18 protein-coding genes and 1 pseudogene are annotated in these 24,190 nt (G+C 42.9%); 6 read left to right on the top strand and 13 right to left on the bottom strand.

Annotated elements, in window-relative coordinates; translation table 11 throughout:
• Positions 1–25: 25 nt before the first annotated feature.
• The 3 genes from NQ546_RS02505 to NQ546_RS02495 form a co-directional block, all read right to left on the bottom strand.
• On the bottom strand, positions 26–1,972 hold the full coding sequence (locus tag NQ546_RS02505; protein WP_004291706.1) for a fumarate reductase/succinate dehydrogenase flavoprotein subunit: 1,947 nt from the start codon (positions 1,970–1,972) through the stop codon (positions 26–28).
• 35 nt (positions 1,973–2,007) lie between these two features.
• Positions 2,008–2,712 carry a succinate dehydrogenase/fumarate reductase cytochrome b subunit gene (locus NQ546_RS02500; RefSeq protein ID WP_004291705.1) on the bottom strand — a complete coding sequence of 235 codons (705 nt, stop codon included), beginning with the start codon at positions 2,710–2,712 and terminating at the stop codon, positions 2,008–2,010.
• Between the two features lie 248 nt (positions 2,713–2,960).
• Positions 2,961–3,863, bottom strand: a complete 903-nt coding sequence (locus NQ546_RS02495) for a helix-turn-helix domain-containing protein (RefSeq protein ID WP_081446775.1) — start codon at positions 3,861–3,863, stop codon at positions 2,961–2,963.
• A gap of 113 nt (positions 3,864–3,976) precedes the next feature.
• On the opposite strand from NQ546_RS02495, the gene NQ546_RS02490 reads away from it, so the two are divergent.
• The gene (locus NQ546_RS02490; RefSeq protein ID WP_004291702.1) at positions 3,977–4,582 is read left to right on the top strand and encodes a phosphatase PAP2 family protein; all 606 of its coding nucleotides are present in this window, start codon (positions 3,977–3,979) and stop codon (positions 4,580–4,582) included.
• Positions 4,583–4,593: 11 nt separating this feature from the next.
• On the opposite strand, the gene NQ546_RS02485 is transcribed toward NQ546_RS02490, so the two are convergent.
• The 10 genes from NQ546_RS02485 to NQ546_RS02440 form a co-directional block, all read right to left on the bottom strand.
• Positions 4,594–6,207: a S41 family peptidase gene (locus NQ546_RS02485; RefSeq protein WP_004291701.1), complete on the bottom strand. Its 1,614-nt coding sequence runs from the start codon at positions 6,205–6,207 to the stop codon at positions 4,594–4,596.
• A 33-nt stretch (positions 6,208–6,240) separates the two neighbouring features.
• A complete protein-coding gene (gene coaD / locus NQ546_RS02480; RefSeq protein WP_004291700.1) occupies positions 6,241–6,714 on the bottom strand; it encodes a pantetheine-phosphate adenylyltransferase in 474 nt (157 codons plus the stop codon).
• Positions 6,711–8,618, bottom strand: a complete 1,908-nt coding sequence (locus NQ546_RS02475; protein ID WP_050764439.1) for a DNA topoisomerase IV subunit B — start codon at positions 8,616–8,618, stop codon at positions 6,711–6,713. Before NQ546_RS02475 ends, coaD begins: the two co-directional genes overlap by 4 nt.
• A 185-nt stretch (positions 8,619–8,803) precedes the next feature.
• Positions 8,804–9,937, bottom strand: coding sequence for a hypothetical protein (locus NQ546_RS02470; protein ID WP_004291698.1), 1,134 nt, complete (start codon positions 9,935–9,937; stop codon positions 8,804–8,806).
• A gap of 56 nt (positions 9,938–9,993) precedes the next feature.
• The gene (locus tag NQ546_RS02465) at positions 9,994–10,956 is read right to left on the bottom strand and encodes a calcium/sodium antiporter (protein WP_004291697.1); all 963 of its coding nucleotides are present in this window, start codon (positions 10,954–10,956) and stop codon (positions 9,994–9,996) included.
• A gap of 111 nt (positions 10,957–11,067) precedes the next feature.
• Positions 11,068–12,000, bottom strand: a complete 933-nt coding sequence (locus NQ546_RS02460) for a metallophosphoesterase (protein ID WP_004291696.1) — start codon at positions 11,998–12,000, stop codon at positions 11,068–11,070.
• A gap of 117 nt (positions 12,001–12,117) precedes the next feature.
• A complete protein-coding gene (locus NQ546_RS02455; RefSeq protein WP_004291695.1) occupies positions 12,118–14,886 on the bottom strand; it encodes a TonB-dependent receptor in 2,769 nt (922 codons plus the stop codon).
• A gap of 650 nt (positions 14,887–15,536) precedes the next feature.
• On the bottom strand, positions 15,537–16,799 hold the full coding sequence (locus NQ546_RS02450) for a class I SAM-dependent methyltransferase (RefSeq protein WP_004291694.1): 1,263 nt from the start codon (positions 16,797–16,799) through the stop codon (positions 15,537–15,539).
• Between the two features lie 6 nt (positions 16,800–16,805).
• The gene (locus NQ546_RS02445; protein ID WP_229074270.1) at positions 16,806–17,498 is read right to left on the bottom strand and encodes a hypothetical protein; all 693 of its coding nucleotides are present in this window, start codon (positions 17,496–17,498) and stop codon (positions 16,806–16,808) included.
• Positions 17,499–17,658: 160 nt separating this feature from the next.
• Positions 17,659–18,405, bottom strand: a complete 747-nt coding sequence (locus tag NQ546_RS02440) for a M15 family metallopeptidase (protein ID WP_004291692.1) — start codon at positions 18,403–18,405, stop codon at positions 17,659–17,661.
• A 604-nt stretch (positions 18,406–19,009) separates the two neighbouring features.
• Here NQ546_RS02440 and NQ546_RS02435 point away from each other — a divergent pair.
• The 5 genes and pseudogenes from NQ546_RS02435 (at position 19,010) to NQ546_RS02415 (ending at position 24,160) form a co-directional block, all read left to right on the top strand.
• Positions 19,010–20,533: a glycoside hydrolase family 43 protein gene (locus NQ546_RS02435; RefSeq protein ID WP_039953449.1), complete on the top strand. Its 1,524-nt coding sequence runs from the start codon at positions 19,010–19,012 to the stop codon at positions 20,531–20,533.
• Positions 20,534–20,811: 278 nt separating this feature from the next.
• The gene (locus tag NQ546_RS02430; protein ID WP_004291690.1) at positions 20,812–21,054 is read left to right on the top strand and encodes a hypothetical protein; all 243 of its coding nucleotides are present in this window, start codon (positions 20,812–20,814) and stop codon (positions 21,052–21,054) included.
• A 245-nt stretch (positions 21,055–21,299) separates the two neighbouring features.
• Positions 21,300–21,630 (top strand): annotated as a pseudogene (locus tag NQ546_RS02425) (gfo/Idh/MocA family oxidoreductase); the annotation flags it as partial.
• A gap of 81 nt (positions 21,631–21,711) precedes the next feature.
• On the top strand, positions 21,712–22,569 hold the full coding sequence (locus NQ546_RS02420; protein WP_004291688.1) for an FAD:protein FMN transferase: 858 nt from the start codon (positions 21,712–21,714) through the stop codon (positions 22,567–22,569).
• A 586-nt stretch (positions 22,570–23,155) separates the two neighbouring features.
• On the top strand, positions 23,156–24,160 hold the full coding sequence (locus tag NQ546_RS02415; protein WP_004291686.1) for a LacI family DNA-binding transcriptional regulator: 1,005 nt from the start codon (positions 23,156–23,158) through the stop codon (positions 24,158–24,160).
• Positions 24,161–24,190: the final 30 nt, after the last annotated feature.

Below are 24,190 nucleotides of genomic sequence, written 5' to 3'. Positions count from 1 at the left end.
ATTCTTTAAATGTTCAACTTCCCGATTAGCTCTTATAGTTACGAGTCTGTACCTTGATTGCTTCGTAAACCAGCGGTTCTTTCAGCAATACCGGAGCCTTTTCATCAGAGCCTTGGTATTCCCAGCAAGCAACGTAGAAGAAGTTTTCGTCATCACGTTTAGCTTCGCCTTCTTCTGTCTGGTATTCTTCGCGGAAGTGCCCACCACAGCTTTCGTCGCGGTTTAGGGCATCGTATGCCACCAGTTCGCCCATTGTTATGAAGTCGTACAGACGGATAGCCTTGTCGAGCTCTACGTTCATGCCTTCTTTGTCGCCGGGGATGAAGAGGTTGGTTTCGAATTCCTTACGGATTTCTTTCATTTTCTTCAATCCTTCTTTCAATCCTTCGGCTGTACGTCCCATACCGACGTATTCCCACATAACGTGGCCCAGTTCCTTGTGGATAGAGTCTACGGACTTCTTACCCTTGATGTTCATCATCCAGTCAATCTTCTCCTGGATGGCTTTCTCTGCAGCTGCAAATTCAGGCAGGTCGGTAGAGAAGCGGGGAACGGTAATCTGGTCAGCCAGATAGTTCTGAATAGTGTAAGGCAATACGAAATAACCGTCGGCCAAACCTTGCATCAATGCGGAAGCACCGAGGCGGTTGGCGCCATGGTCGGAGAAGTTACATTCACCGATAGCGAACAAGCCCTTGATAGAAGTCTGCAGTTCGTAGTCAACCCAGATACCGCCCATTGTGTAGTGGATGGCAGGGTAAATCATCATCGGGTTCTCATAGGGGCTTACGTCGGTGATTTCTTCATACATATCGAAAAGGTTACCGTAGCGTTGAGCCACAACATCCTTGCCCAGACGGTTGATTGCATCGCTAAAGTCGAGGAATACGGCCAGGCCGGTATTGTTTACGCCGAAGCCTTTGTCGCAACGTTCTTTGGCGGCGCGGCTGGCAACGTCGCGCGGAACGAGGTTACCGAATGCCGGATAACGGCGTTCCAAGTAGTAGTCGCGGTCTTCCTCAGGAATATCTTTTCCTTGTAGAGTGCCTTCTTGCAGTTTCTTGGCATCTTCCAGTTTCTTCGGAACCCAGATACGACCGTCGTTACGCAGTGATTCGGACATCAAAGTCAGTTTAGACTGCTTGTCGCCATGAACGGGGATACATGTCGGGTGAATTTGTACGTAAGCGGGGTTAGCCATCCATGCACCCTTGCGGTAGCAGGAAATAGCTGCCGTACAGTTACAAGTCATGGCGTTGGTAGAAAGGAAATATGCGTTTCCATAACCACCGGTAGCGATAACTACTGCATGGGCTGCAAAGCGTTCCAGCTTACCGGTTACAAGGTTCTTTGCAATGATACCGCGGGCACGTCCCTCCACGAGAACAACGTCCTGCATTTCATAGCGTGTAAACAGTTTTACAGTACCTACGTTTACCTGACGGCTCAGTGCGGAGTATGCACCCAACAACAGTTGTTGGCCTGTCTGACCTTTAGCGTAGAATGTACGTGAAACCTGTGCGCCACCGAAAGAACGGTTGTCGAGCAAGCCACCGTATTCGCGAGCGAAAGGAACACCTTGTGCAACGCATTGGTCGATGATAGCGTTTGATACCTCAGCCAGACGATAAACGTTAGCTTCGCGGGCACGATAGTCGCCACCCTTTACTGTATCGTAGAACAAACGGTAAACGGAGTCACCGTCATTTTGATAATTCTTTGCTGCATTGATACCACCTTGTGCAGCAATAGAGTGCGCACGACGCGGAGAGTCTTGGATGCAGAAATTAAATACTCTGAAACCCATTTCACCGAGAGAAGCGGCAGCGGAAGCACCGGCAAGTCCGGTTCCTACTACGATGATGTCCAAACGGCGTTTGTTGGCAGGGTTCACTAATTTTTGATGAGCTTTATAGTTAGTCCATTTCTCAGCTACCGGTCCTTCCGGTATTTTAGAATCTATCTTAGTCATAATGCTATTACAATTTAATCATTTACAATAATTTATCAGCAAGCGCCGCTACACATCAATGATTTGATGAAGAATACGACAACTACCAGAGCGAAGCATACAACAACGATAGTGGAATAGATGTTGGAGATACATTTCCAACGGTTGATCCATACTTTGTTGTTCCAGCCCAAAGACTGCATGGAGCTCCAGAAACCGTGAGTCAGGTGGAACCACAATGCACCCAGCCAAATGAGGTAAAGCACTACGAATACCGGGTTGGAGAAGGTGTTCTGAATGTGATAGACACCGTTGGCAGCATAAGACAGCGTGAGCATGTCGGTGTGTACACCCATATTGTGCATCAATTCGGGAAGCTGCATTTTTGCCCAAAAATTTACCAGATGCAGACCAAGACCAACAATTACGATGATACCCAGCACAAGCATGTTTTGAGAAGCCCATTCCACCGTTTTCGGCTTGTCTACTACGGCATAACGTTCATTACCACGTGCTTTACGGTTTTGCATAGTTAGCCAAAAAGCGTAGATGATGTGGATGATGAACAAGGCAGCTAAACCAACGGTAGCTACTAATGCGTACCAGTTTGCTCCCAAGAACTCACAAACCATGTTGTAGCCGTTGGCCGAAACCAATGCAACAAGGTTCATCGCCATGTGAAATGTCAGAAACAGGACAAGGGCGATACCGGTAACGCTCATCACCACTTTCCTTCCTACAGATGAATTACTTAACCACATAAATGATTGAATTTAAATTATTTAATAGTTAGAAAATATATTCTTTAAATACAGCATTATTAATTTTTTGCAAAGGAAAAGCAAACTGAGAGCAAAATAAAATGAGCTTGTTCATTTTTTATGCCGGGGTGGAGCTTTTCTTTGCATATTTTTCTGCAAAAATAGAGGAAATACCTTGATAAAACAAGGAATTAAAGAAATAATTCCGTAATCGGTGGACAACGAAGTTTGCAGGCAAGCAAGTTGGCTTATTCGTCTTCCTGTTCTTTGTTGTGTTCTTTACAGATAATAGTGATGTTTTCGCCATTGGCGGCACGCTTTCGTAAGGAACGGGGAGTGTCTCCAAAAGAGTCTTTGCAGAAATGAGCAAAGTGAGATAATGAATCGAAACCGTAACGGCTACTGATTGCGGAAATACGCTGTTTAGTGTATCGCAGGTCATCCAGAATCCCCTCGCGTTTCTTATCCAGAATCCATTCGTATACAGGGACGCCGTACATGTTTTTGAATAGCCGGCGAAAAGTAGTAGTGGTGTATCCCCCAAGGTGGGCAAACTCTTCTACATTTTTCACCTTGTCGTAGTTTTGCATGACGAAGTAGTGGAAACTTTCCGTATATGTGCTGATTGGATAGAAAAAAGTACAGATTTGCTGGATCGGATAATAGCAGGTTAAAATATAAATTATTTCCTGGCATTTGATGTCAAGATACTTGCCGCATGTGTTCGGTTGTTCTTTGAAGTATTCTGTTAGATCATCGAGTAATCTTCCCAGTTTAGGGATAACTGTCAAAGGTGTATACGTCAACGGGGCATGAGCTATCTCAAGTATTTCTTTGTAACGCTCTTCGCAAAGGAAAGTAAGCTCTGTGAACCAATAGACAAGGCATTCAACATCAGTCAGAGCCAATAATTCCACTTTGGAACCGATAGCTTGCAGGATGCATTGGTTGCTTTGCAGGGTAGTTCCGGGATATTCTTCACTATTGATAAGCAATTCGCCTTTCAATATGAACATTATACAGTTTTGTGTACACTTTTCGGCAGGGGAATGATGTCCTTTAGAATATTGGTTATATATCAATGCTCCTTGGGACGTTTTAGGACATAGCGCACAATCCATCTGCCGAGAGTAACAACTATTTAATGTCATGAAATAGAATATGTGAATGTATTAATATGTAATTGTGGCAACAAAGATAAGATAAATTTGCGAATACTCTAAAGATTTCGGCTATCTTTGCGCCCAACTAATAGATTGGTTTTATGAGAAAAACTGTTTTTTTTGTATTTTTTGTTTCCTTAGTTGTATCTAATCTCTCTGCACAGAATTGGGATATTAATACATTGCACCGGGTGAATAGCTGGGATAATAAGTTTGTCCGCAATTATAATAAATTTATTTCACGCTCTGAACCTTATGTAGCCATAGGGGTTCCGGTAGCTATGGCTTTGACGGCGTGGGCCAAAAAAGACAAAAATTTATTGAAAGATGCCGTATATGTAGGAACAAGTGTGGCAGGTGCATTTGTAGTGACCTATGGTATGAAATATCTTGTTGATCGTGAACGCCCGTATGAACGCTATCCGGATAGGGTACATCCGTATAGTCATGAGAGCAGTCCTTCATTTCCGTCGGGGCATACCGCGACAGCTTTTGCGCTTGCCACTTCTTTATGTGTAAAATACCCTAAATGGTACGTGATAGCGCCTTCTGCTTTGTGGGCTTGTTCGGTTGGGGTATCACGTATGAATGAAGGAGTGCATTATCCTTCGGATGTATTGGCGGGCGCTGCTATCGGTGCCGGCTGTGCGATTGTGAATATTTATGTGAACCGCTGGCTGAATCAATGGCTGTTCGGGAGCAAGTAAAAGAAACTTTATTATTTCACCATCTTTTCATACATTCCCTCATTCAGCACTTTCAAGGCTTGTATCACACTGTTGTTCGTGGTGTTCATTATTTGAAAGTATTCGTTCATGTCCCATAAGTCTCTGGCAATTAATGCCTTTAGTTGAGTTTTGATAAGCGGCAGAGATTGCTGGTATTGCTTCTCGTCAAACTTAATCTTTTCCTTATCGGCAAGGGTCCGCATGTTTGCTAACACTTCATCGCTGATTTCAAACTTATTATTGAACGTTTCAAACTTCTTGTATTTGTTTTGTAGCTCTTTTCGGTGGTCTTCTATAAATTTCATTGTAGTTTTGATAACTACACCCTTAGCTACGAGGTTCCGGTGGTAATCCGAATATTGAGTAGTATCTATCGGGACGAAAAAGTCGGGCATAATGCCACCGCCGCCGTAGACGGTACGTGCTAATTTCTTTGTTTGATATTTGAGGGAATCGGGGAAATGTATGCTGTCAGCATGCATTAACTCGCCATGATTAAAGCGGTCTATCAATTCTTGATTGTATTTTTCCAAAGTGTCCTCTCCATTGAGTTTTCTGTCAAGGTTGGCAGTTTTGTCATAAGGTTTTTGTATGCAGCGGCCGGAAGGGGTATAGTAGCGTGCGATGGTCAGGCGTATCATGGAGCCGTCCGGCAGGTCGATAGGGCGTTGCACCAATCCTTTGCCGAAAGTCCGGCGGCCTACAATAACTCCTCTATCCCAATCCTGAATGGCCCCGGTTACGATTTCACTAGCAGATGCGGAATACTCATCCACTAAAACGATGAGGCGTCCGTCTTTAAAGTTACCGTTTCCTTTAGCGTAGAAATTGCTGCGGCGTGCTGCCCGCCCTTCGGTATAGACGATAAGGTCCTTTTGCTGCAGGAATTCATTAGCCAAGTCGATAGCGGCGTTTAGATACCCCCCACCGTTTCCTTGCAAGTCAAGTATCAAGTCTTTCATTCCCTTTTTTTGTAACTGTTTCAAGGCTTTAAGGAACTCTTCGGGAGTGGTTGCTCCAAAACGGTTGATACGGATATAGCCTGTTTGGGGCTGTATCATATATGAGGCATCCAAACTAAGGATAGGTATCTTATCCCGTTTTACGGTAAAATACAAAGGCTCGTTTACTCCGCGACGCACAATTGTCAGTTTAACTTCAGAACCTTTTGCGCCACGCAACCGGCTCATTATCTCTTCCGTACTCATTTTGACCCCGGCGATAGCGGAATCGTTGACTGCTATGATACGGTCACCGGCAAGAATACCCACCTTCTCCGAGGGACCGTTGCTGACAGGCTGTACCACAAGCAGCGTATCTTCTATCATTTGGAATTGAACGCCGATACCTTCAAAGTTACCTTGTAGGGGCTCATTCATTTTCTTTACCTCTTCAGCATCGTTATAGGTGGAGTGTGGGTCGAGTTGTGCCAACATCTTGATAATGGCTTCTTCCACCAGCTTATTTTCATCAACGGAATCAACATAGAGGTTGGCGATGGCAAACTCTGCCATTTGCAATTTGCGAATAGCTTCATTACTTGCTTTTTGGGCTTGTGCTGTTATAGCACATATACATATTATAATAGTAAAAATCTTCTTCATTACTTTTATCACTAATCACTTATACCGTCATTGCTAATCACTAATCATATCATCACTCATCTCCATTCCTTCCGGAATGAACATACTTATGTCTTTCCCGAATTGCAGCAGTTCGCGTACGGTAGTCGAACTTACGCAAGTCAACTCCGGTTCCGTAAAGAGCAGGATGGTTTCTATTCCGGTCAGCTTGCGGTTTATATCCGCAATTGTTTCCTCGTACTCAAAATCCTTTACTGTGCGTATTCCGCGTATAATCAGGTTGGCACCCACTTCCTTGGCAAAGTCGATGGTCAGGCAATTGTACGACTGTACAATGATACGCGGCTCGTTCCGGTAGTAATCCCGTATCATTTTTTCGCGCTTTTCAATGGGGAAATGCGTATTCTTATTCTCGTTGATACCTATTCCTATGACGATTTCGTCTATGAAAGTCAGTGCGCGACGCACTACCGAGGAGTGGCCGATTGTAAACGGGTCGAATGTACCCGGAAAGATTGCTCTTCTCATGATGCTAAATCTTCTTCTATAACCAGGTTGTCAATGATAAAGTTCTGCCGTTCCATGGTGTTCTTGCCCATGTAGAATTCCAATAACTCTTTTACTAAATCAGTCTTGCGCAGTGAAACTTGTTCCAGACGCATATCTTTGCCGATGAAATGTTTGAATTCATCCGGTGAGATTTCTCCCAGACCTTTGAAGCGGGTGATTTCCGGGTTCGGGCCAAGTTCTTCGATCGCTTTTATCCGTTCGTCTTCTGTATAGCAATAGTTTGTTTTCTTTTTGTTGCGTACACGAAATAGTGGGGTCTGCAAGATATATACGTGTCCTTTCTTTATTAAATCAGGGAAGAACTGAAGGAAGAATGTAATGATTAACAGGCGAATATGCATCCCGTCCACATCGGCATCAGTGGCAACAATCACTTTGTTGTAGCGAAGCCCTTCAATTCCGTCTTCGATGTTCAATGCTGCTTGCAACAGATTGAACTCTTCGTTTTCATAAACCACTTTCTTGGTCAGTCCGTAAGAATTGAGAGGCTTGCCACGTAAGCTGAATACGGCTTGCGTGTTTACGTCGCGGCTTTTGGTGATAGAGCCGCTGGCAGAGTCGCCCTCTGTGATGAAGATACACGAATCTGTCTCCTGTTCCTTACCTTTCCCGTCACTCAGATGGAAACGGCAGTCACGTAGCTTACGGTTATGCAGGTTGGCCTTCTTAGCTCGTTCGCGGGCCAACTTGGTTACTCCGGCAATGGCTTTACGTTCTTTTTCGGAGTCCTGTATCTTTTGCAACATAACTTCGGCTACCAACGGGTTTTTGTGAAGGAAATTGTCCACTTCCGTTTTAATGAAATCGCCCACATATTTGTTTACGGTCGGACCGTCGGGCCACATATTGTTGGAGCCGAGTTTTGTTTTGGTTTGGCTTTCGAACATGGGCTCTTCCACATCAATGGCAATGGCGGCCACCAGTCCGTTGCGGATGTCGGCATAGTCCTGGTTCTTGTTGTAGAATTCTTTGATAGTACGGGCGATATGTTCTTTCAATGCAGTTTGATGCGTACCGCCTTGTGTGGTATGCTGTCCGTTTACGAAAGAATAATATTCCTCTCCGTATTGGTTGGTGTGTGTAAAAGCTATCTCGATGTCTTCGCCTTTCAGGTGGACAATATCATAAAGACCCTCACTGGTCATGTTGTCTTTCAACAAGTCTTCCAGTCCATGGCGGGAGATGATCCGCTGTCCGTTGTAGATGAAAGTCAGTCCCGTATTAAGATAAGTGTAGTTACGCAACAGTGTTTCTACAAACTGGTTCTGGAAAGAGTAGTTGAGGAAGAGGGTGTTGTCCGGTTCAAAGAAGATATAAGTACCATTTTCTTCTGTGCTGTCTTCCATTACATCACTTTGCAGTACTCCTTTTTCAAAAATTACGGTACGTACTTTGCCGTCACGATAACTCCGTACTTCAAAACGGCTGCTGAGTGCGTTGACGGCTTTGATGCCGACACCGTTCAGACCGACGCTTTTTTTGAAGGCTTTGCTGTCATATTTCCCGCCGGTATTCAGTTTGCTGACTGCTTCTATCAGTTTTCCTTGCGGAATGCCCCGTCCGTAATCACGTACACTTACGCGGAGATTGTCCTCGATGTTGACTTCAATACGTTTGCCGGCACCCATTTTAAATTCATCGATGCTGTTGTCCATCACTTCTTTCAGCAATACGTAGATACCGTCATCATTCTGCGAACCGTCGCCAAGGCGGCCTATGTACATGCCCGAACGGACACGAATATGCTCCATGTCGTCCAAATGGCGAATGTTATCTTCGTTGTATTCCACTTCGTTGCTGCCGATGTTTGCACTGGTTGCCTTTTCCTCGTAATCGGCGGAAGCTTCCAATGGCAAAGTCATATTATTATCTTCCATAGAAAAACATCTTGTATTGTAAGCATTGATATTCCGCAAAGTTAATAAGAAAATCAATAAAAACACCTATGTAAACAAATATATGCCCTGAAACTTTGCCATATTTAATATGGAATAAAGAGATTTTGGCAACGAAGAAATAGTACTCTATCTAAAAGATCCACAATTTTTTAGATTGCTTTGATAAATGCTCTTCTCCTCTTGTGTTGTTCGGTTTTGAAGTATTCCCACTGTGCCTGTACTTTTCCATTCAACTCCAGTTCCGGATTACTTTCTGCAAACACAAAACCCAGTTTCTGATAGACGGGGATTAAGTCGGAAAACAGCAAAGCATTTACACCTTTATTCTGATATTCGGGTTTTACGGCTACGAGCAACAAATCCAGCATCTTGGCGCGACGTTTCATGAACAAGGCTTTCAGCAGGTGATACCAACCGAAAGGCAATAAACGCCCATGAGACTTTTGTAGAGCTTCCGATAGGGAGGGCATGGAGATACCTACGGCTACCAGTTTGTCTTCGGCATCTGTAACCAGTGTCACCATACGCAGGTCAAGAATGGGCAGGTACATTTTTACATATTGGTCAATCTGGCGCTGTGACAAAGCTGAGTAACCGTACAACGGGCTGTATGCTTCGTTCATCAGTTCAAAAATGGCTTGTCCGTAGTCATGGGCAATCTTCTTGGCAGAAGAGTATTTTTTGATTTTGAGATTATATTTGCGTTGGATTAGTTCCGAGATACGTTTGTGCTTGTCGGGTATGGCATCAGGAATGTAAATCTTGTATTCCACCCAATCGGCATCTTTCTCAAATCCCATACGTTCCATGTGCTGCGGGTAGTAAGGATAGTTATAGGTGGTTGCCATTGTGCTGAGCTGATCGTAACCTTCGATGAGCATGCCTTCCGCATCAAAATCGGTAAAGCCTAACGGGCCCTGTATGTGGGTCATCCCTCGTTCTTTGCCCCATTCTTCGACAGTATGTATAAGGGCTTCAGATACTTCGGGGTCGTCGATAAAATCAATCCAGCCGAAGCGTACCTCTTTCTTGTTCCAAGTCTGGTTGGCTTTTTGATTGATGATGGCGGCTACGCGTCCTACGATTTTGTTGTTCTTATAAGCAAGAAAATAATCGGCTTCACAAAATTCGAAAGCCGCATTTTTCTTCTTGTTGAAAGTTTTGAGCATATCATCGTAAAGATCGGGTACTGAATACGGATTGCTTTTGTATAGTTCGTAATTAAAGCGGATAAACTGTTTCAGCTCTTTCTTCGTGGAGACTTTTTTAATTGTAATTGCCATAGTTGTATGTTGTTATGAGTGGGCAAAGATACGGAAAATCTTTAAAGTCCGTTGTCTTACAGGCTATAAATGAGGAATGTTGTATATGCAATGTAACAAAGCACCATGATACTTCCTTCGATACGGGTGATGGTGCGTTTGGCAAAAAACAGCCCGAACAGCCAAAGCAGTATGCCCGATCCTATCAGTACCCATAGGTCCAAATTAGTAATGCCTGTCAGGTGTAATGGCGTTATGGAAGCACTGCACCCTAATACGAAGAATACATTGAACAAATTGCTTCCCACTACATTACCGATGGCTATTTCCGGATTTTTCTTTAAAGCTGCGACGATGGACGTGGCAAGTTCGGGGAGCGATGTGCCACCCGCTACTAATGTCAGTCCGATAACGGACTCGCTCACTCCCAGATTACGCGCAATGCCGCTTGCACCGTCTACAAAGAGACTTCCGCCGGCAATCAGTGCGCCGAGCCCTCCCAGGATATAGAGAATGGATTTCCAAAGCGGCAGTTGCTTGATGCTCTCCTCATCGCCGGCGGCTTCCTCAGGAGTGTGCGAGGCGATAGCAAAAGTGTAGCTCATGAAAATTGCAAAGAAACAGAGCAACAACAGGCCATCGGTGATGCTGAGGATATTAGCTTCGTCTCCATTCAGGAATATGTCGTTGGCACAAATCAGCAAGGCTATGGAGGAGAGGATGCACAAAGGTATTTCTTTCTGCAGTGTATTTCGGGTTACGGCAATGGGGGCAAACAGTGCGGTGCAGCCCACAATCATCAGTGTATTGAAGATATTGCTTCCTACTACATTGCCAATGGCGATGTCTGCGCTTCCTTTCAGTGCGGAAGATACGCTGACCGTTAATTCAGGGGCGGAGGTCCCGAAAGCAACGATTGTCAGTCCGATAACGATATTAGGTATATGAAACCGTTTGGCGACAGATGCTGCTCCGTCTGTCAGTCCGTTTGCTCCCAATAAAATGAGAAGGAGTCCTCCTACAAGTAATAGAATGTTCATGGAATATATTGTTTTGCGGACAAAGATAGTGCAAACCAATAGTAGAATAAAATGAACCGGTTCATTTTTTGTGAAATATAAGAGGACTCTCGTCTTTTCTAATTAGAAGGGCTATTTGTTGCGTGTCACTGTATGCAGCACATTACCGTCTTTGTCGATCATGCGCAGTTCCAAAGTTTTTTTATTGGCAGATACAATGGAGAAGCCGGATGCAGGGCTGCAAAACACTGTGCCTTCAATGGGTTTGACCTTGCGGCTGAGTGAACCGGAGGAATTGGTGATATAATCGATATTGCTGCCCGGTACGCGGACGTGCTGGAAGTTGTGGATATGCCCGCAGATGTACATATCCACTTTGTGCTTGCGGAGTATCGGGTCGAGACGTGCCTGCATATCCAGACGTTCACTCTCGTCTTTGGGAGTTTCGGCATAAATGGGATGGTGTCCGGCAACAATTATCCAGTCTTCTTTGGCAGAAGTCAAGACGGAGTCTATCCATGCCAGTTGTTGCTGGTAATCCTGTTTGCAAGCATCGGGATAGGTTTCTTTTTCATTGCGGTATTTGTCTATCAGCGGAGCAGTATCTATCCAAACCACCCGGATAGTCATGTCCTTGTCTGCGAAAGTTTTAGTATAGTAGCGTGCAGGCATTGTCCAGCGGCGGCTGACATTTGAATAATCCTGTACGGCCTGTGTATTGCCGCGGTATTCGTGATTGCCCAGCAGTGGAAACCAGTCTATCATCAGTTCGGGATGACTGTAAATCAGTTCGTAATTGGTCATCCACAGCGGGTCGTTGACGGAGCGTACGCCTTCAAAGTGGTGTACGTCGCCTGTGGCGAGTACGAATTCCGGGTCTGCGCCGTTTTCCGCCATAACTCCCATTAGTTCGGCAATGGTTTTCTGGTCATAATAACCGTTACGCCCTAAGTCGTTGGCTACATAAAAGTTGAACTTCTTGTCGAATACGGAATAATCAGTGATTTGGGCGGTTGCCAGATTGCCCAACAGGGCGACGAATAATAAAAGGAATATTTTCTTCATTGTTTTGATATTGTTTTTTCATTACAGAGATACAGTGTTTCACTGAGTTCTTTCACTTAGCTTCCACTAAAGGAAATACTTTGTGAAGTTCTGTACGCTCTGTGATGCATTGTATATTTAGAAATTAATTTTCACTCCGGCGTTCACTTTTACGCCATAGTATTCAGCTTGCATGGTGCGGTCCTTTGTACCCTGATAGTAACGGAGCGGTTGGTTCAGCAGGTTGTTGGCTTCGGCATAGAAGGTTGTCTTGATTTTCTTGCCGAAAGTGTAGCTGGCGTTGGCATCCATATAATTCACTTTGTCGTAGTAACGGTCATAGAAAGCGCTTTCGCCCATTTCGTCAATAAACTCGGAAGCGAAGTTGTAGCTTAAACGTATGTTCAGTCCGGCTTTTTCGAAATAGAGTGAGGCATTGGCTGTGTGTGCCGGTGACCCCGGCATACTGAGACCTTCTTCGTTTTCGCGACCTTCAAAGTTGAAGTCTTCTATGCGGGAATGGGTATAAGTATAGGTTCCGTAGAAGCCGATACACTTCAAGGCAGGAGCAATGAAGCTGAAATCACGTTGGTAAGAGAGCTCTATGCCGAACAGATTGGCATTGCCTGCGTTTTTGGGCTGCGTGAAGCGGGTATATACGTTACCTTGGTATTCGTAGTTGTTACTGATTTGATTTACAATGAAATCGTCGATCTTCTTGTAGAAGACACCGGCGCTGACCAGACCGATACTGCGGAAATAATAGTCGGCACTCAAGTCGAAGTTATAAGACATGGCGGGCTTCAGTTCCGGGTTACCGATGGTGATTTCATTGTCGGAGCGTTTGATGTTTACGCTTGGTACAAGGGCCGAATACTTAGGGCGTGACAGTGTTTGGGTGAATGAGCCGCGTACTTTGAAGTCCTCGTTTACGTTCCATTTCATGAGCAAGGACGGCAGAAAGTTGATGTAACTGTTATGGCGGCGTTCGGTTTTGCTGGTGATGTCTTCATCGGCATCATAAGTACGCCCGGTATAGGCCAAGTTGGTATTTTCGATACGAAGGCCGGACATCAGCTCCACGCGGTCTGTTATTTTCTGGTCAAAGCGGACATAGCCGGAACTGACTGTTTCGCGGGCTTCAAAGTTTCCGGCCAATTCTTCCTGCACCTGTTCTTTCTCGAACAGTGAAGTATTGTTGAGATCTAATGAGCCTGTATATTCTTTGCCGGCATAAATACCTGCCTGATACTTGTTGTTGGGCATGAAGTGTTTGTTGGATTGGTCTACGGTATTTTTAAGGCTGTTTTCCATGAAAGCATCCTCATTCAGCGGGGAGTATTCGTAGAAGTCCACTTCTTTATCTTTGGTTTTACGCACTACCTTTGCACCGAACTTCAGTTTGTTGCCGTTCTTGAACGGAAGTTTGAAGTTGGCGGAGAATTTCAAGTCTTGTTCTTTGATGTCTTCCTGTTGTTCGGTCAGTTCTTTCAGGCTGAACTCGTCGTTCAGGGTCATTGTGGAACCGTCTTTGGGAGTGGCAAACGGCTGGCGTTCATTGCTCAGGTCTACATTGAACTTCTGTTTCTTGAGTTGGAAGTCGATGTAGCGTTCGTTGGGACGTTCTTCGCTGGCTTTGGCATAACTGGCGTGCCAGTCCATGGCGAACGGACCGAAAAGATGTTCGCCTCCGAGGGCAAAATCCATGGTTCGCTGGCGTTCCAGGCGTGCATTGCGGTTATCGGGTGTTCCGGCTTTGGTTTGTATGCGTACGGTGGCGCTGCCGTCCGCTTCAAGGTCTTTCAGATTGGTACGGTAACGGTTTTCCCAGTCGTTACGGTTGTTGAAGATACCCTTGAAAGTCAGTTTGTGGTTGGCGTTGATGTCCCAGTCCAGAGCTGCGGAGTAACTCTGCCGTTCGCGGGTTACGTAGTACTGGCGTATTTGATAGTCGTTGACATATGTTTTGCCATCTTCGCCTTGTTCCCATGTAAACTCGGTGTCGTAAGACCCGGAAGGAGAGTTTTGGTAGGAGGCAGATATCATCAGTCCTAATTTGTCATTGAAGAAACGGTCGCCATAGGTGAATCCCAAGTTCAACTGTGCTTTTTCGCTAATCCAGTTGTAACCTGTGCCTGCGGTTGCGGCAATGGTGCGTTTATAAGGTGAGTTCTTTGTTATCAGATTGATGGAACCGCCAATGGCATCGGCATCCATATCCGGAGTTACCACCTTATTTACTTCGATAGTCTGAATCATGTCTGCCGGAATCAGGTCAAGCTGTACGTTACGTGTGTCGCCTTCGGCAGAGGGTATGCGATTGCCGTTGATCGTTACGGAACTTAAATCGGCGCTTGTCCCGCGGACTTGTCCGAAACGGGCCTCTCCCTGGTCATACTGCACGTTAATTCCGGAGATACGCTTCAGGGCATCGCCGATGTTGGAGTCGGGAAACTTGCCTACTTGGTCGGCAGATACTACATTGGTAATTCCCAAATTGCTCTTTTGGGCGTTGATGGCACGACGTTGCCCTTGGAAGGCTCCGCCTACAACTACCTCCTGAAGTTCAACCCCTTCGTTCAGTACTACGTCTTTTTCTAAAGTACGTCCGGCAGGAATGGTGATTTTCAGTTCTACGGGTGAGTAGCCCACGTAGCTCACCTTTACTGTATAAGTTCCCGGGTCGAGGTTGGGGAATGTGTAGAAGCCGTTGACGTCGCTTGTTACTCCGGTGTGTAGTTTTTCGATATAGATTGAAGCACCCGGGAGAGTTTGCTTTGTTACATCAATGATACGGCCGCGCACCGTACCTTGTTTAACAATATTTGCTTTTTCATCGGCCATTGCCGCGTTGCCGGACGTTGCGAATAAGAGCAAGAATAAGAATGCTTTTACAAATTGTTTCATACCTGTTATTATCTGTTAATAATTTGCGGCAAAAGTAGAGGTATGCCGTTACGTGCGGTTTACGGGAGGTTGAAGAAAGGGTAACAATTAGGTTACAAACTCATTACAGGAGCGAGTGGAGTGGCTGGACAATGCAATCAACAATATGTAATAATAGCATCAACAAACATTTATCTTTAAATAGGTGTCAGTAAGAAAGTAAAAACAACTTTCTGCTGACATCTTTGTTTTTCGAGATAGAGTGGAATAGAGGGATGTGGTATGGAAAGAGAATAAATATTGCAGTTGTTCTGCATAATATACGTGCTTTATGCAGTTTCTTCCGAAGAAAAGTTAATATCATAGTAGCAGGTTGTTAATATGATGCCGACAAAACATTCACTTCTTGCCGACAAAACATCAACTTCCTCTACGTAAAGTTCATGTTTGGCCGTATAAAGTAGAACTTTACGTTGGTAAAAGTGAAATTAATGGAATAAGATAAGGGCTTTTCCATTTATTAGAAGAACCCATATTTCGCTATCTTCCTACAAGATAGTAAGTTGTGAAATCCCGTTCGCGTATTTCTGCTTAGACGGGCAATCGGGCGTAAATAATGCATCCTGATGCGGGTGGAAATACAAAGTGTCAAAATGAAAACGAAAGTTGCCCTATGGTTGGCAAATAATAAGCACTTTCTTTTCGTTCGCCAATGTGGTAGCGAATAAATAAGTGTCGCCGCCTTCAGCCAGTTTCAGCCGTTTGCGCAGTTCGGCTACGCTGGCGGGAAAATTGCGTACGGTGAGGTTGGCTTTTTTCCCCGTTCCTAACAGTTCTTTGAGTTCTTTCTTGTTGAGGCTGCTGCTACCGGTGATCAGGAACCTGCGTCCGGGAAAGTCCGGTATATATTCGTCGGAAGTATAAAGGTGGCTGTTGGGATGCAGCTTTTCTACATTATATATAGATGAAACGCTGCGGAAGGCTCCGGCTTTCAGAATGGAGGCATTAGGTTCGTACAGATACGTTTTTAATGTGGAGGTATACGGACATGAGTATTCTTTTTCTTGCTGCCGGGTGAATAGGAGGCATTGAGTTGTTTGCGATGTTATGAGATTGATGCAATGAATGGGAACTTCCTCGGAGGATAGATGCGTTTCGCGCCCCAATACGAGCAGAAGCTCCTTGCATTCATTATTGACGGAAACAATGTGGGCGACTTGTACATGTTTCAAATCATGCAATGCGAGGGCCAAATCCAGCATGGGAGAGAGCTTGACCAAGACATGCGAGGCTTTTTCAAGTAATAAATCCTCTAAAGCGGAAACGTCGGGTTCGCAGTCGCTGATAGCTACTGTTTTACCACCACGTCCGTCACGCCGGGCAGGATCTATGAATATCCAGTCCACAGATTCCATTTCTTGCAGATAGCGGATGCTGTCTTCGTGGCAGACAGAGATGTGGTCCAGCCCCAAAGCGGGAAAGTTGTGTCGGGCAATCTCACAAAGTGTTTCTTGGCGTTCCACGTAAGTGGCTTTTCGGAAGCAGGAGGACAAAAAAGCGCAGTCGATGCCGAAGCCGCCAGTGAGGTCGGTGAGAGATTCCGTTGGTTCGGGAGTATTATTCTCTTCGGAACTCTGTCGCCCTGCTTCCAACAGGTGTCTTATAATCTCTGCCTTGTATCGCGCTGTCATTTCGGAGGAGCATTGCTCCAGAGAAAGGTGGACTGGGTAGAGTATGTTTTCGTTTTCGGCCCATGCAGGTATCTTCTCTTTGGCAATCTGCCAGCCAAAGATCTGCGTGATGGCGGCAGGCATATCCACCGAGGGATAACGGTGTGCCTGCAAAGCAAGGAGTCGTACATCTTCCCGACGGTGTGTGCGGATGAAGTGTAGAGTGTCTTGGCTATGTATTTCAGTCATTCGGGGCTTTTCCATTTTGTTTTATAACTTAGAGTCCAGAAAATGGCCGTATTGATTAATCAGGAATTCATGGGGATTTTCTAAATTAACAATGTAATTCAGCAGTTTCTGTTCCTGAATTATGTCATATGCTTTTGCAAACATTTGGTCCTTTCTCAATAAATCTTTTGAGATGAATGTCTTGAATATGTAAATGTGTTCTTCACGACTGATAATATCGCCTATTGCGTATCCGTCTTGAAAACTTATGGCACATGTATTCTGTCCTAAACCGGAGACTCTCATAATACCTAAATAGCTGTTCTTTATATATTGATTGATAAGTTCTTGCTTACTAATCTCAGTGTCCTTTACGAATCTTGAATGATATCGGGAGAAAAAATGAGGTGGAAATATATAGATATTATGCTCACCTGCAATAATATATTCGTAAACATAAGTGCCTTCTTCTGTTTGTACCTCGGATGCGGCAATACATGCAGCGTCTTTAGAAAATTTTTTGTTTATTGCATAGTAATATATAAACCAATCATTATTTGTTGTCTTACTGAAGTAATGGATAGGATTGAATATCATTGGCAAGCAATGGCTTTTGATAATTGCTCTGTGTATTTTGGAATCATAATTCCTTCTAAGATAAGGGACTATATTGTCGAATATATCTTTTTGCATCTCCCTTCTGAGTGTAAAAGGGTTCATTGTTCTTGTTATCATTCTGGAGTAATTGATATTTTGTTACAAAGATAACCAAAACAAATTGTTCTGCACTAATATAAGTCAACTTCAATGTTTGATTTATATTATTTGTGAGATTAGTCTGAGAAAGTCAGGTGGAATGCATCCGGGCTTGCCGGAAATGGAGATTGTTGAGGCTTTAAGGAATTATCCGGTACTTCTTTTTGGCTGTCTGCCGGCTGACGCGGTTGAAGTGCCACCATTCACTGGGAAGCGTGCGGAAACCGGCTTCTTTCATCACCTTGCGCAAGAGTCGGCGGTTCTCCAGTTCGTGTATGGTGAGCTTGCCGGTTCGTACCAATTGTTCTTCTTCGGTGATGTGTGCCTCCTTGCCAAGATAATCTACGGGAGTACCCATTGGAAGTGGCTGCCCTTGTGCATCGACAATGCTGATGTCTACAGCCATACCGTAGTTGTGCAGGCCACCGCCGCGCGCAGGATTGGATACGTATATATATTGGGGAGTTCCTTTTACGATGTTCCACATTTTTTGTTGGACAGACATCGGGCGCGCTGCGTCATAGACAATAAGACTGTAACCGGGGCATATTTCTTTCAATCGTTTTTGGGCTTGCAACAGGCTTTTCAATGCTTCCGGATGAAGATAGGCTTCGTGCAAGTCTTCATACAGCACTTGTCCTGTGAAGTTGTTTGCACGAGTGTACATCAAGTCTATGCCAATACTGCTGTCTGCTTCGGCAATATTAATGAAGCCGAGTGAATCCAAATAGGCAGCCGTTTTACTTTTGGCGGGGCGCATGAGGGGTACTATGTCTGTACAGTCATTTTCTGCCGCAACGTTTTGTTCGGAAGACTGCCGGTGGCATCCGTTAGGGATAATAACCAGTATGCATATAAGGAACAGGTGCTTTATTGTCTTTGTCATATTTCAATCATCCTTGTATGTACAAAGATAATTGAAATATGATAAAACTACAGATATATACACTCATAATTCTATTGGCATAGGAAAGCCCATAGTGTTAAGTTTAGAGTTTATAAGAGGGTGGAGTTATAAATAGCTGTTTTTTTATGGATATTCTTGTTGTTTACAATAATCATATTTGTAATGCATTGATAAATAGTTTGTTGTCTTCATATGTGTTACGTGTAAGATAAGAAATGTAACGAAAAACGAGAAAGATGTAATATTAATAAAGAAATGTGTAGCATGTTTTAAAAAGATGTATTAAGTATTCTTTGTACATTTGCAATGAGACCGTTAAACTCGCTATACGAAGTCTGTGTTATGAAAAACATGGCTATGTGACACAGAATCCTTGTTATATGAAATTTCACTTGTTCTTTGATAAATTATGCTTTATCATGAGAATTCTATAAATCTGACGTTAGAGTGTGTAGCTTTAAGTTGATATAGTGCTGGCTGAAACTATGTGAGATACTATTGCAGGTTGATTATTCCATTGAAAATGATATTAGATATGAATAAAAGAAGTATAATAATTACAGTTAGCTTGCTCTGCTCTTTTATGTGTTGGGGGCAAGGCTTTAAGAACCCGGTTCTTCCGGGCTTTCATGCCGATCCTAGTGTTTGCCGGGTAGGTGATGATTTTTATTTGGTAAACAGTACTTTCCAGTATTTTCCGGGAGTCCCGGTCTTTCACAGTAAAGATTTAATTCATTGGGAGCAGATAGGGGCATGTTTGACGCGCCCTTCTCAAGTGAATCTGGAAAACATGGATGGCAATAACGGTATCTATGCTCCTACTATCCGCTATCATGATGGGATATTTTACATGGTGACGACTATTTTCCCTTCTCGGAAACATTTTTATGTTTATACGGATAATCCGGCTGGTGAGTGGTCTGAGCCTATTATGATAGATTTTGTGACAGGTAGTTGTGATCCTACTCTTTTCTTTGATGAAGGTAAATGTTATTTTCTTTGGAAGGATGGGACAATTAAAATTTGTGAGATTGATGTCAAGACCGGTAAACAGCTATCTGAGATTAAACGTCTGTGGTCGGGAATGGGAGGACGTTATCCTGAGGGACCCCATCTATATAAAAAAGACGGATATTATTATCTGCTGTTGGCGGAAGGGGGAACAGAACATGGTCATCATGTGACGTTGGCCCGCAGCCGTTATTTAGAGGGGCCTTATACACCATGTCCGTCGAATCCTATATTGTCCCATTTTAATAATGAGATGCAGAATAGTCCTATTCAAGGATTGGGACATGCTGATTTCGTGCAAGCCCCGGACGGCTCTTGGTGGGTGATTTTTTTAGGCTATCGTACACATGGTTATTTGCAACATGTGATGGGGCGTGAAACATTCTTAGCTCCTGTGCAATGGGAGAAGGGAAGTTGGCCCGTTGTGAATAAGAATGGAACTGTTCAAATTGATATGGATTGCAAAACCCTGCCACAGGTGAAACTGCCGGAAGATCCGGAAACTGATGATTTTTCTCAAACAAAGCTGGCATGGTGTTGGAGCTATTTATGTAATCCGTTTTTTGAAAATTATTCATTGACAGAACGTAAGGGGTATTTACGTATGAAGGCGAGTGAGAAAACGATCGATCAGGTAGGAACACTGACTTTTATTGGACGCAGGCAAACTGAACCTCGTTTTCAGGCAACTACAGCCATTGATGTTTCTTCCCTAAAAGAAGGGGGAGAAGCTGGAATTACCGCTTACGCAGCTCATACTAATCATTATGATGTTGTAGTGGAATGTCGTGGGGGAAAGAAGTATGTCAAGGCATATATACGTATTGGACAAGTACGGCACGTAGAGAAAGAATTTCCATTGAATACGGACTTGATTTATCTTCGTATAGAAGGTGATTATAACTATTATCATTTGTCATATTCAGAGGATAATCATCGGTTTCTCCCTTTGGGTAAAATGGAGTATCGCTATCTTAGCACAGAGACCATCGGAGGATTTACCGGAGTTCATTTAGGGCTTTTTGCGCAGCAGGCAAAAGGTAAGTCGGGTGGAAGTGTGGATGTGGATTGGTTCCGTTACAGTGTAGTAAAATAAGAAAAGATAAAAATGTTCTATTAGAATAAAGAATAGGTTATGAGAGTCAGAACAATATTTTTTAATTTGTTGTGTATGATAGTTTAGTTGCCGGTATCTTCTGTATGGGCAGTTGACACTTTTGTCGTTTTTAATTCGGATAATGTCAAGTTTGGCTTGGTTACTTCTCATAGTAAGGCATTTTCGGTTTTGTGTGATGAAGAGGAACATAAAGGAGTCTTGACTGCCGTAAGGAATCTGCAGACTGACTTTCAAAAGTAACTTCCGTACGTCCGGATATGGTGTACAGTGCTGACGAGACAGTACGTGTCATTGTTGGTTCTTACGATAAAAGCTCATTTATCCGTCAGTTGTTGAAGGCCGGAAAGTTGGAAAATGATCTTCTGAAAGATAAAAATGAAAAATTCATCATAACTACGCTTCATAATCTTCTAAAGGGACTCGAAGGTGAGTCCTGCTCATTGCCGGAAGTGACAAGCGCGGTACTATTTATGGAGTTTATGAGCTTTCGCGTCAGATAGGAGTTTCACCTTGGTATTGGTGGGCGGATGTTCCCGCAACGCATCAAGATGCTTCCGATGTCAATTGGGAGAAAGGTACGCATACACTGACCGTTTGTCCGTTAGCTCTTTCTATGGTACTGTATAAAATTGTGGTGAATTGTGGTGGAGATGAACCAAGTCATTTAAATCTTATGGAAAACCCTTATCGGAGAGAACGATAAATATATTATATATAAACTTTAAAACGTATCGCTAGTTGAGCTATGAAAGATGCATTGATTAACAGGCGAGAGTTTTTGAGAAACTTAGGAGTTATAGGTGCGGGTACCCTATTGTCCATAAGTCCATGGCTTTCTGTTTTTTCAGAAGTTGTAGAGACATCGAGTGAAAAATGCCATTTGGCGATTATAGGTACGGGGTCAAAGGGGCATTTCCTGATGAGTTTTTCGTTGCAGAATCCTAAGGTGGAGATTGTTGCATTGTGCGGCATATACAATTTTCTATGGAAAAAGCATTGAATTTGGTTCGGGAAACTAAGATATATACAGAGATTATCGGAAAGTCTTGGAAAATAAGACCGTCGATGCGGTATTGTAGTTAATTTTATATGCATAGAATTAGGTAAGCTATTAATTTTTGTAACTTACCTTTTCATTGTTTATATAGAAAAGGAAAATGAAACAGAAGGCATTTGGTGTTATTCAGAGTTATTATAAACACTCACCTGTTTATGGTGGAGTATTTTATGCCTGTTTTTTTTCAATGCATACGCGTATTGACATTGTACTATGCGGTCAACAGAGTGAAGAAGAGTTTTTACTTGTGGTTGATGCAATTTATGATCGGTTATGCCAAATAGAAAAGTTAGGTAATTGTTATGATGCAGATAGTGAACTGGCACAGTTAAATCAGTTTGCTGCTATACGCCCGCAACCGGTCAGCCATGAACTCTATAATATGCTTGCATTTTGTGTAGATTGTAATGCACGTACTAATGGGCATTTTGATATAACAGTTCATTCTACTGATTATACTCCGGATTTAATTTCAAAAGTTCAGTTATCACCGAAAGAACGAACGTTGTTTTTCCAACATCCTGGAATCAATATCAATCTCTCTGGTTTCCTGAAAGGGTATGCATTGGAGAGTATACGTGATTTGTTGCGATCTTATGAAGTGAAGGATGCATTGGTGAATATGGGAAACAGTTCTGTGCTCGCATTGGGGAAACATCCTCTAATTGACGGCTGGAGAGTTGGTTTTGGGCAGAATGTTGTTTCACAGAACCAAGAACAAGAGATTTTGCTTAAAGATGAATGTCTGACAATTTCAGGTAATAATTCTTTTGAACGGAAACACATTATTATCCCTAATTCCGGTAAATTGGTAGAAGGAAAGTGGGCTGTTGCAGTGGTTACGAAAAGTGGGGCTGTGGGGGAGGTATTGTCTACTGCATTGTTTGCTGCTGATGCTCGTCAATGGAAATCTATAAAAGAAGAATTCAGTCCGCGTCTAGTTTTAAAACTGGTTTAATGAAAGAATTATTGATATATAGAATGTGGCTATTTGAAGCTAACGAGTAGATCAACGTCGAACTTATGGTTAAGTTGAAACAGAGACATTGCTTCTGACCATACAATGAAAACCTGATCAAAGATATTGCAAATGATATGCGGATTGAGGAAATCTTGCTACATCTTGATTTGGATGGTATAAACCAATTGTTTTTAATTTGCTTTTCTTTGAAACTGTTTACTGAATGCACATGGGGGAGAAGACATCTTGATTTTGGTATGCAAGCAATGTGTATTAGAAGTAATAGCTTTTTCTGTTTTGTGTGGTTGATTGGGGTACTGATACGTCTTGTTATCTCTAGGCTGGTTTTCTTTGTGTTTGAGCATGAAAATATTGATGTATATTATTTTCGGAATAGAAAGAGGATGATCTACAAGCTCTTTTAGTATTCTTTTTTAGATTGCATGAAAAAAAACTATAACGAATTAGCGAAAAAATTTGTTAGTTTAAAATATATATGTATATTTGCAGCGTAACAATATAACGAATGCTATAAATCCAAAAAACAATTTTAAATAATTGCATTTCAATTTCTATATACTATATGTCCTTACTAAGAAAAACATCATTGAAAGATATCGCAGAAGCTGCAGGCGTTTCTACAGCATTGGTTTCATTCGTTTTGAATGGTAAGGAGAAAGAATATCGTGTAGGGGAGAAAACGGCCCAACGTATATTGAAAATTGCTAATGAGATGAATTACCAACCTAATCTTGCTGCAAAGAGCCTTAGAAGTGGTAAGACGAAGACAATTGGATTAGTGGTTTCGGACATTTCTAACCCGTTTTTTTCCCAATTAGCTCGTGTCTTGGAAGATGAAGCTGCACGTAAAGGATATACTGTTCTCTTTGGAAGTTCCGATGAGAATAAAGATAAGATGAACCGTATTGTGGGCAATCTTATTAATAAGGGGGTAGATGGGTTGATAATTGTTCCTTGTAATAATTCTGAGAAATCCATTTCCTCATTAGTAAATAATCATATTCCTGTTGTTTTGTTTGACCGTTATTTCCCAGAAATCAATGTCAGTTATGTTGCTCTGAATAATTTTAATGCTTCTTACATTGCGACCAAATATCTCTTGAGAGTAGGTTATACAGCTCCATGCATAGTAGCTTATGATGTTAATCTTACTCATATGCAAGAGCGTGTTCTTGGCTATAAAAAAGCTATGGATGAGGCTGGTAAGAAAAGCTTAATTAACGTGGCCTTTTTGAAGCAGGATAGCCCTAGAAAGTCTGCTGACCGCTTACTTCCTAAAATGATTGACAGCGGGGTAGACGCTTTTTTGTTTGCTACAAACATGATTTCATTGGCTTGTTTGTATATAATCAAAGATATGGGAGACGACATTATCGGGAAAATAGGTTTGGTAGGCTTTGACGGTAATCCAGTATTTGATTTTTTTGATGCGCCTATATCTTATATTCAACAGCCTATAGATATTCTTGTGCAAAAAGCGCTTGAGATATTGACAGATGTGATTGCTAATGGTAATACTGTACAGTCTGTGCTTGCTGAAGGGGAATTTATAGAAAAAACTTCTTAGTTTTTTTTATCTAATAGCTTAAACGATTTA

The sequence above is a fragment of the Bacteroides eggerthii genome (genome assembly GCF_025146565.1).
In the GTDB taxonomy this organism is placed as follows: domain Bacteria; phylum Bacteroidota; class Bacteroidia; order Bacteroidales; family Bacteroidaceae; genus Bacteroides; species Bacteroides eggerthii.
This window is presented reverse-complemented; position numbering and strand designations above follow the sequence as displayed.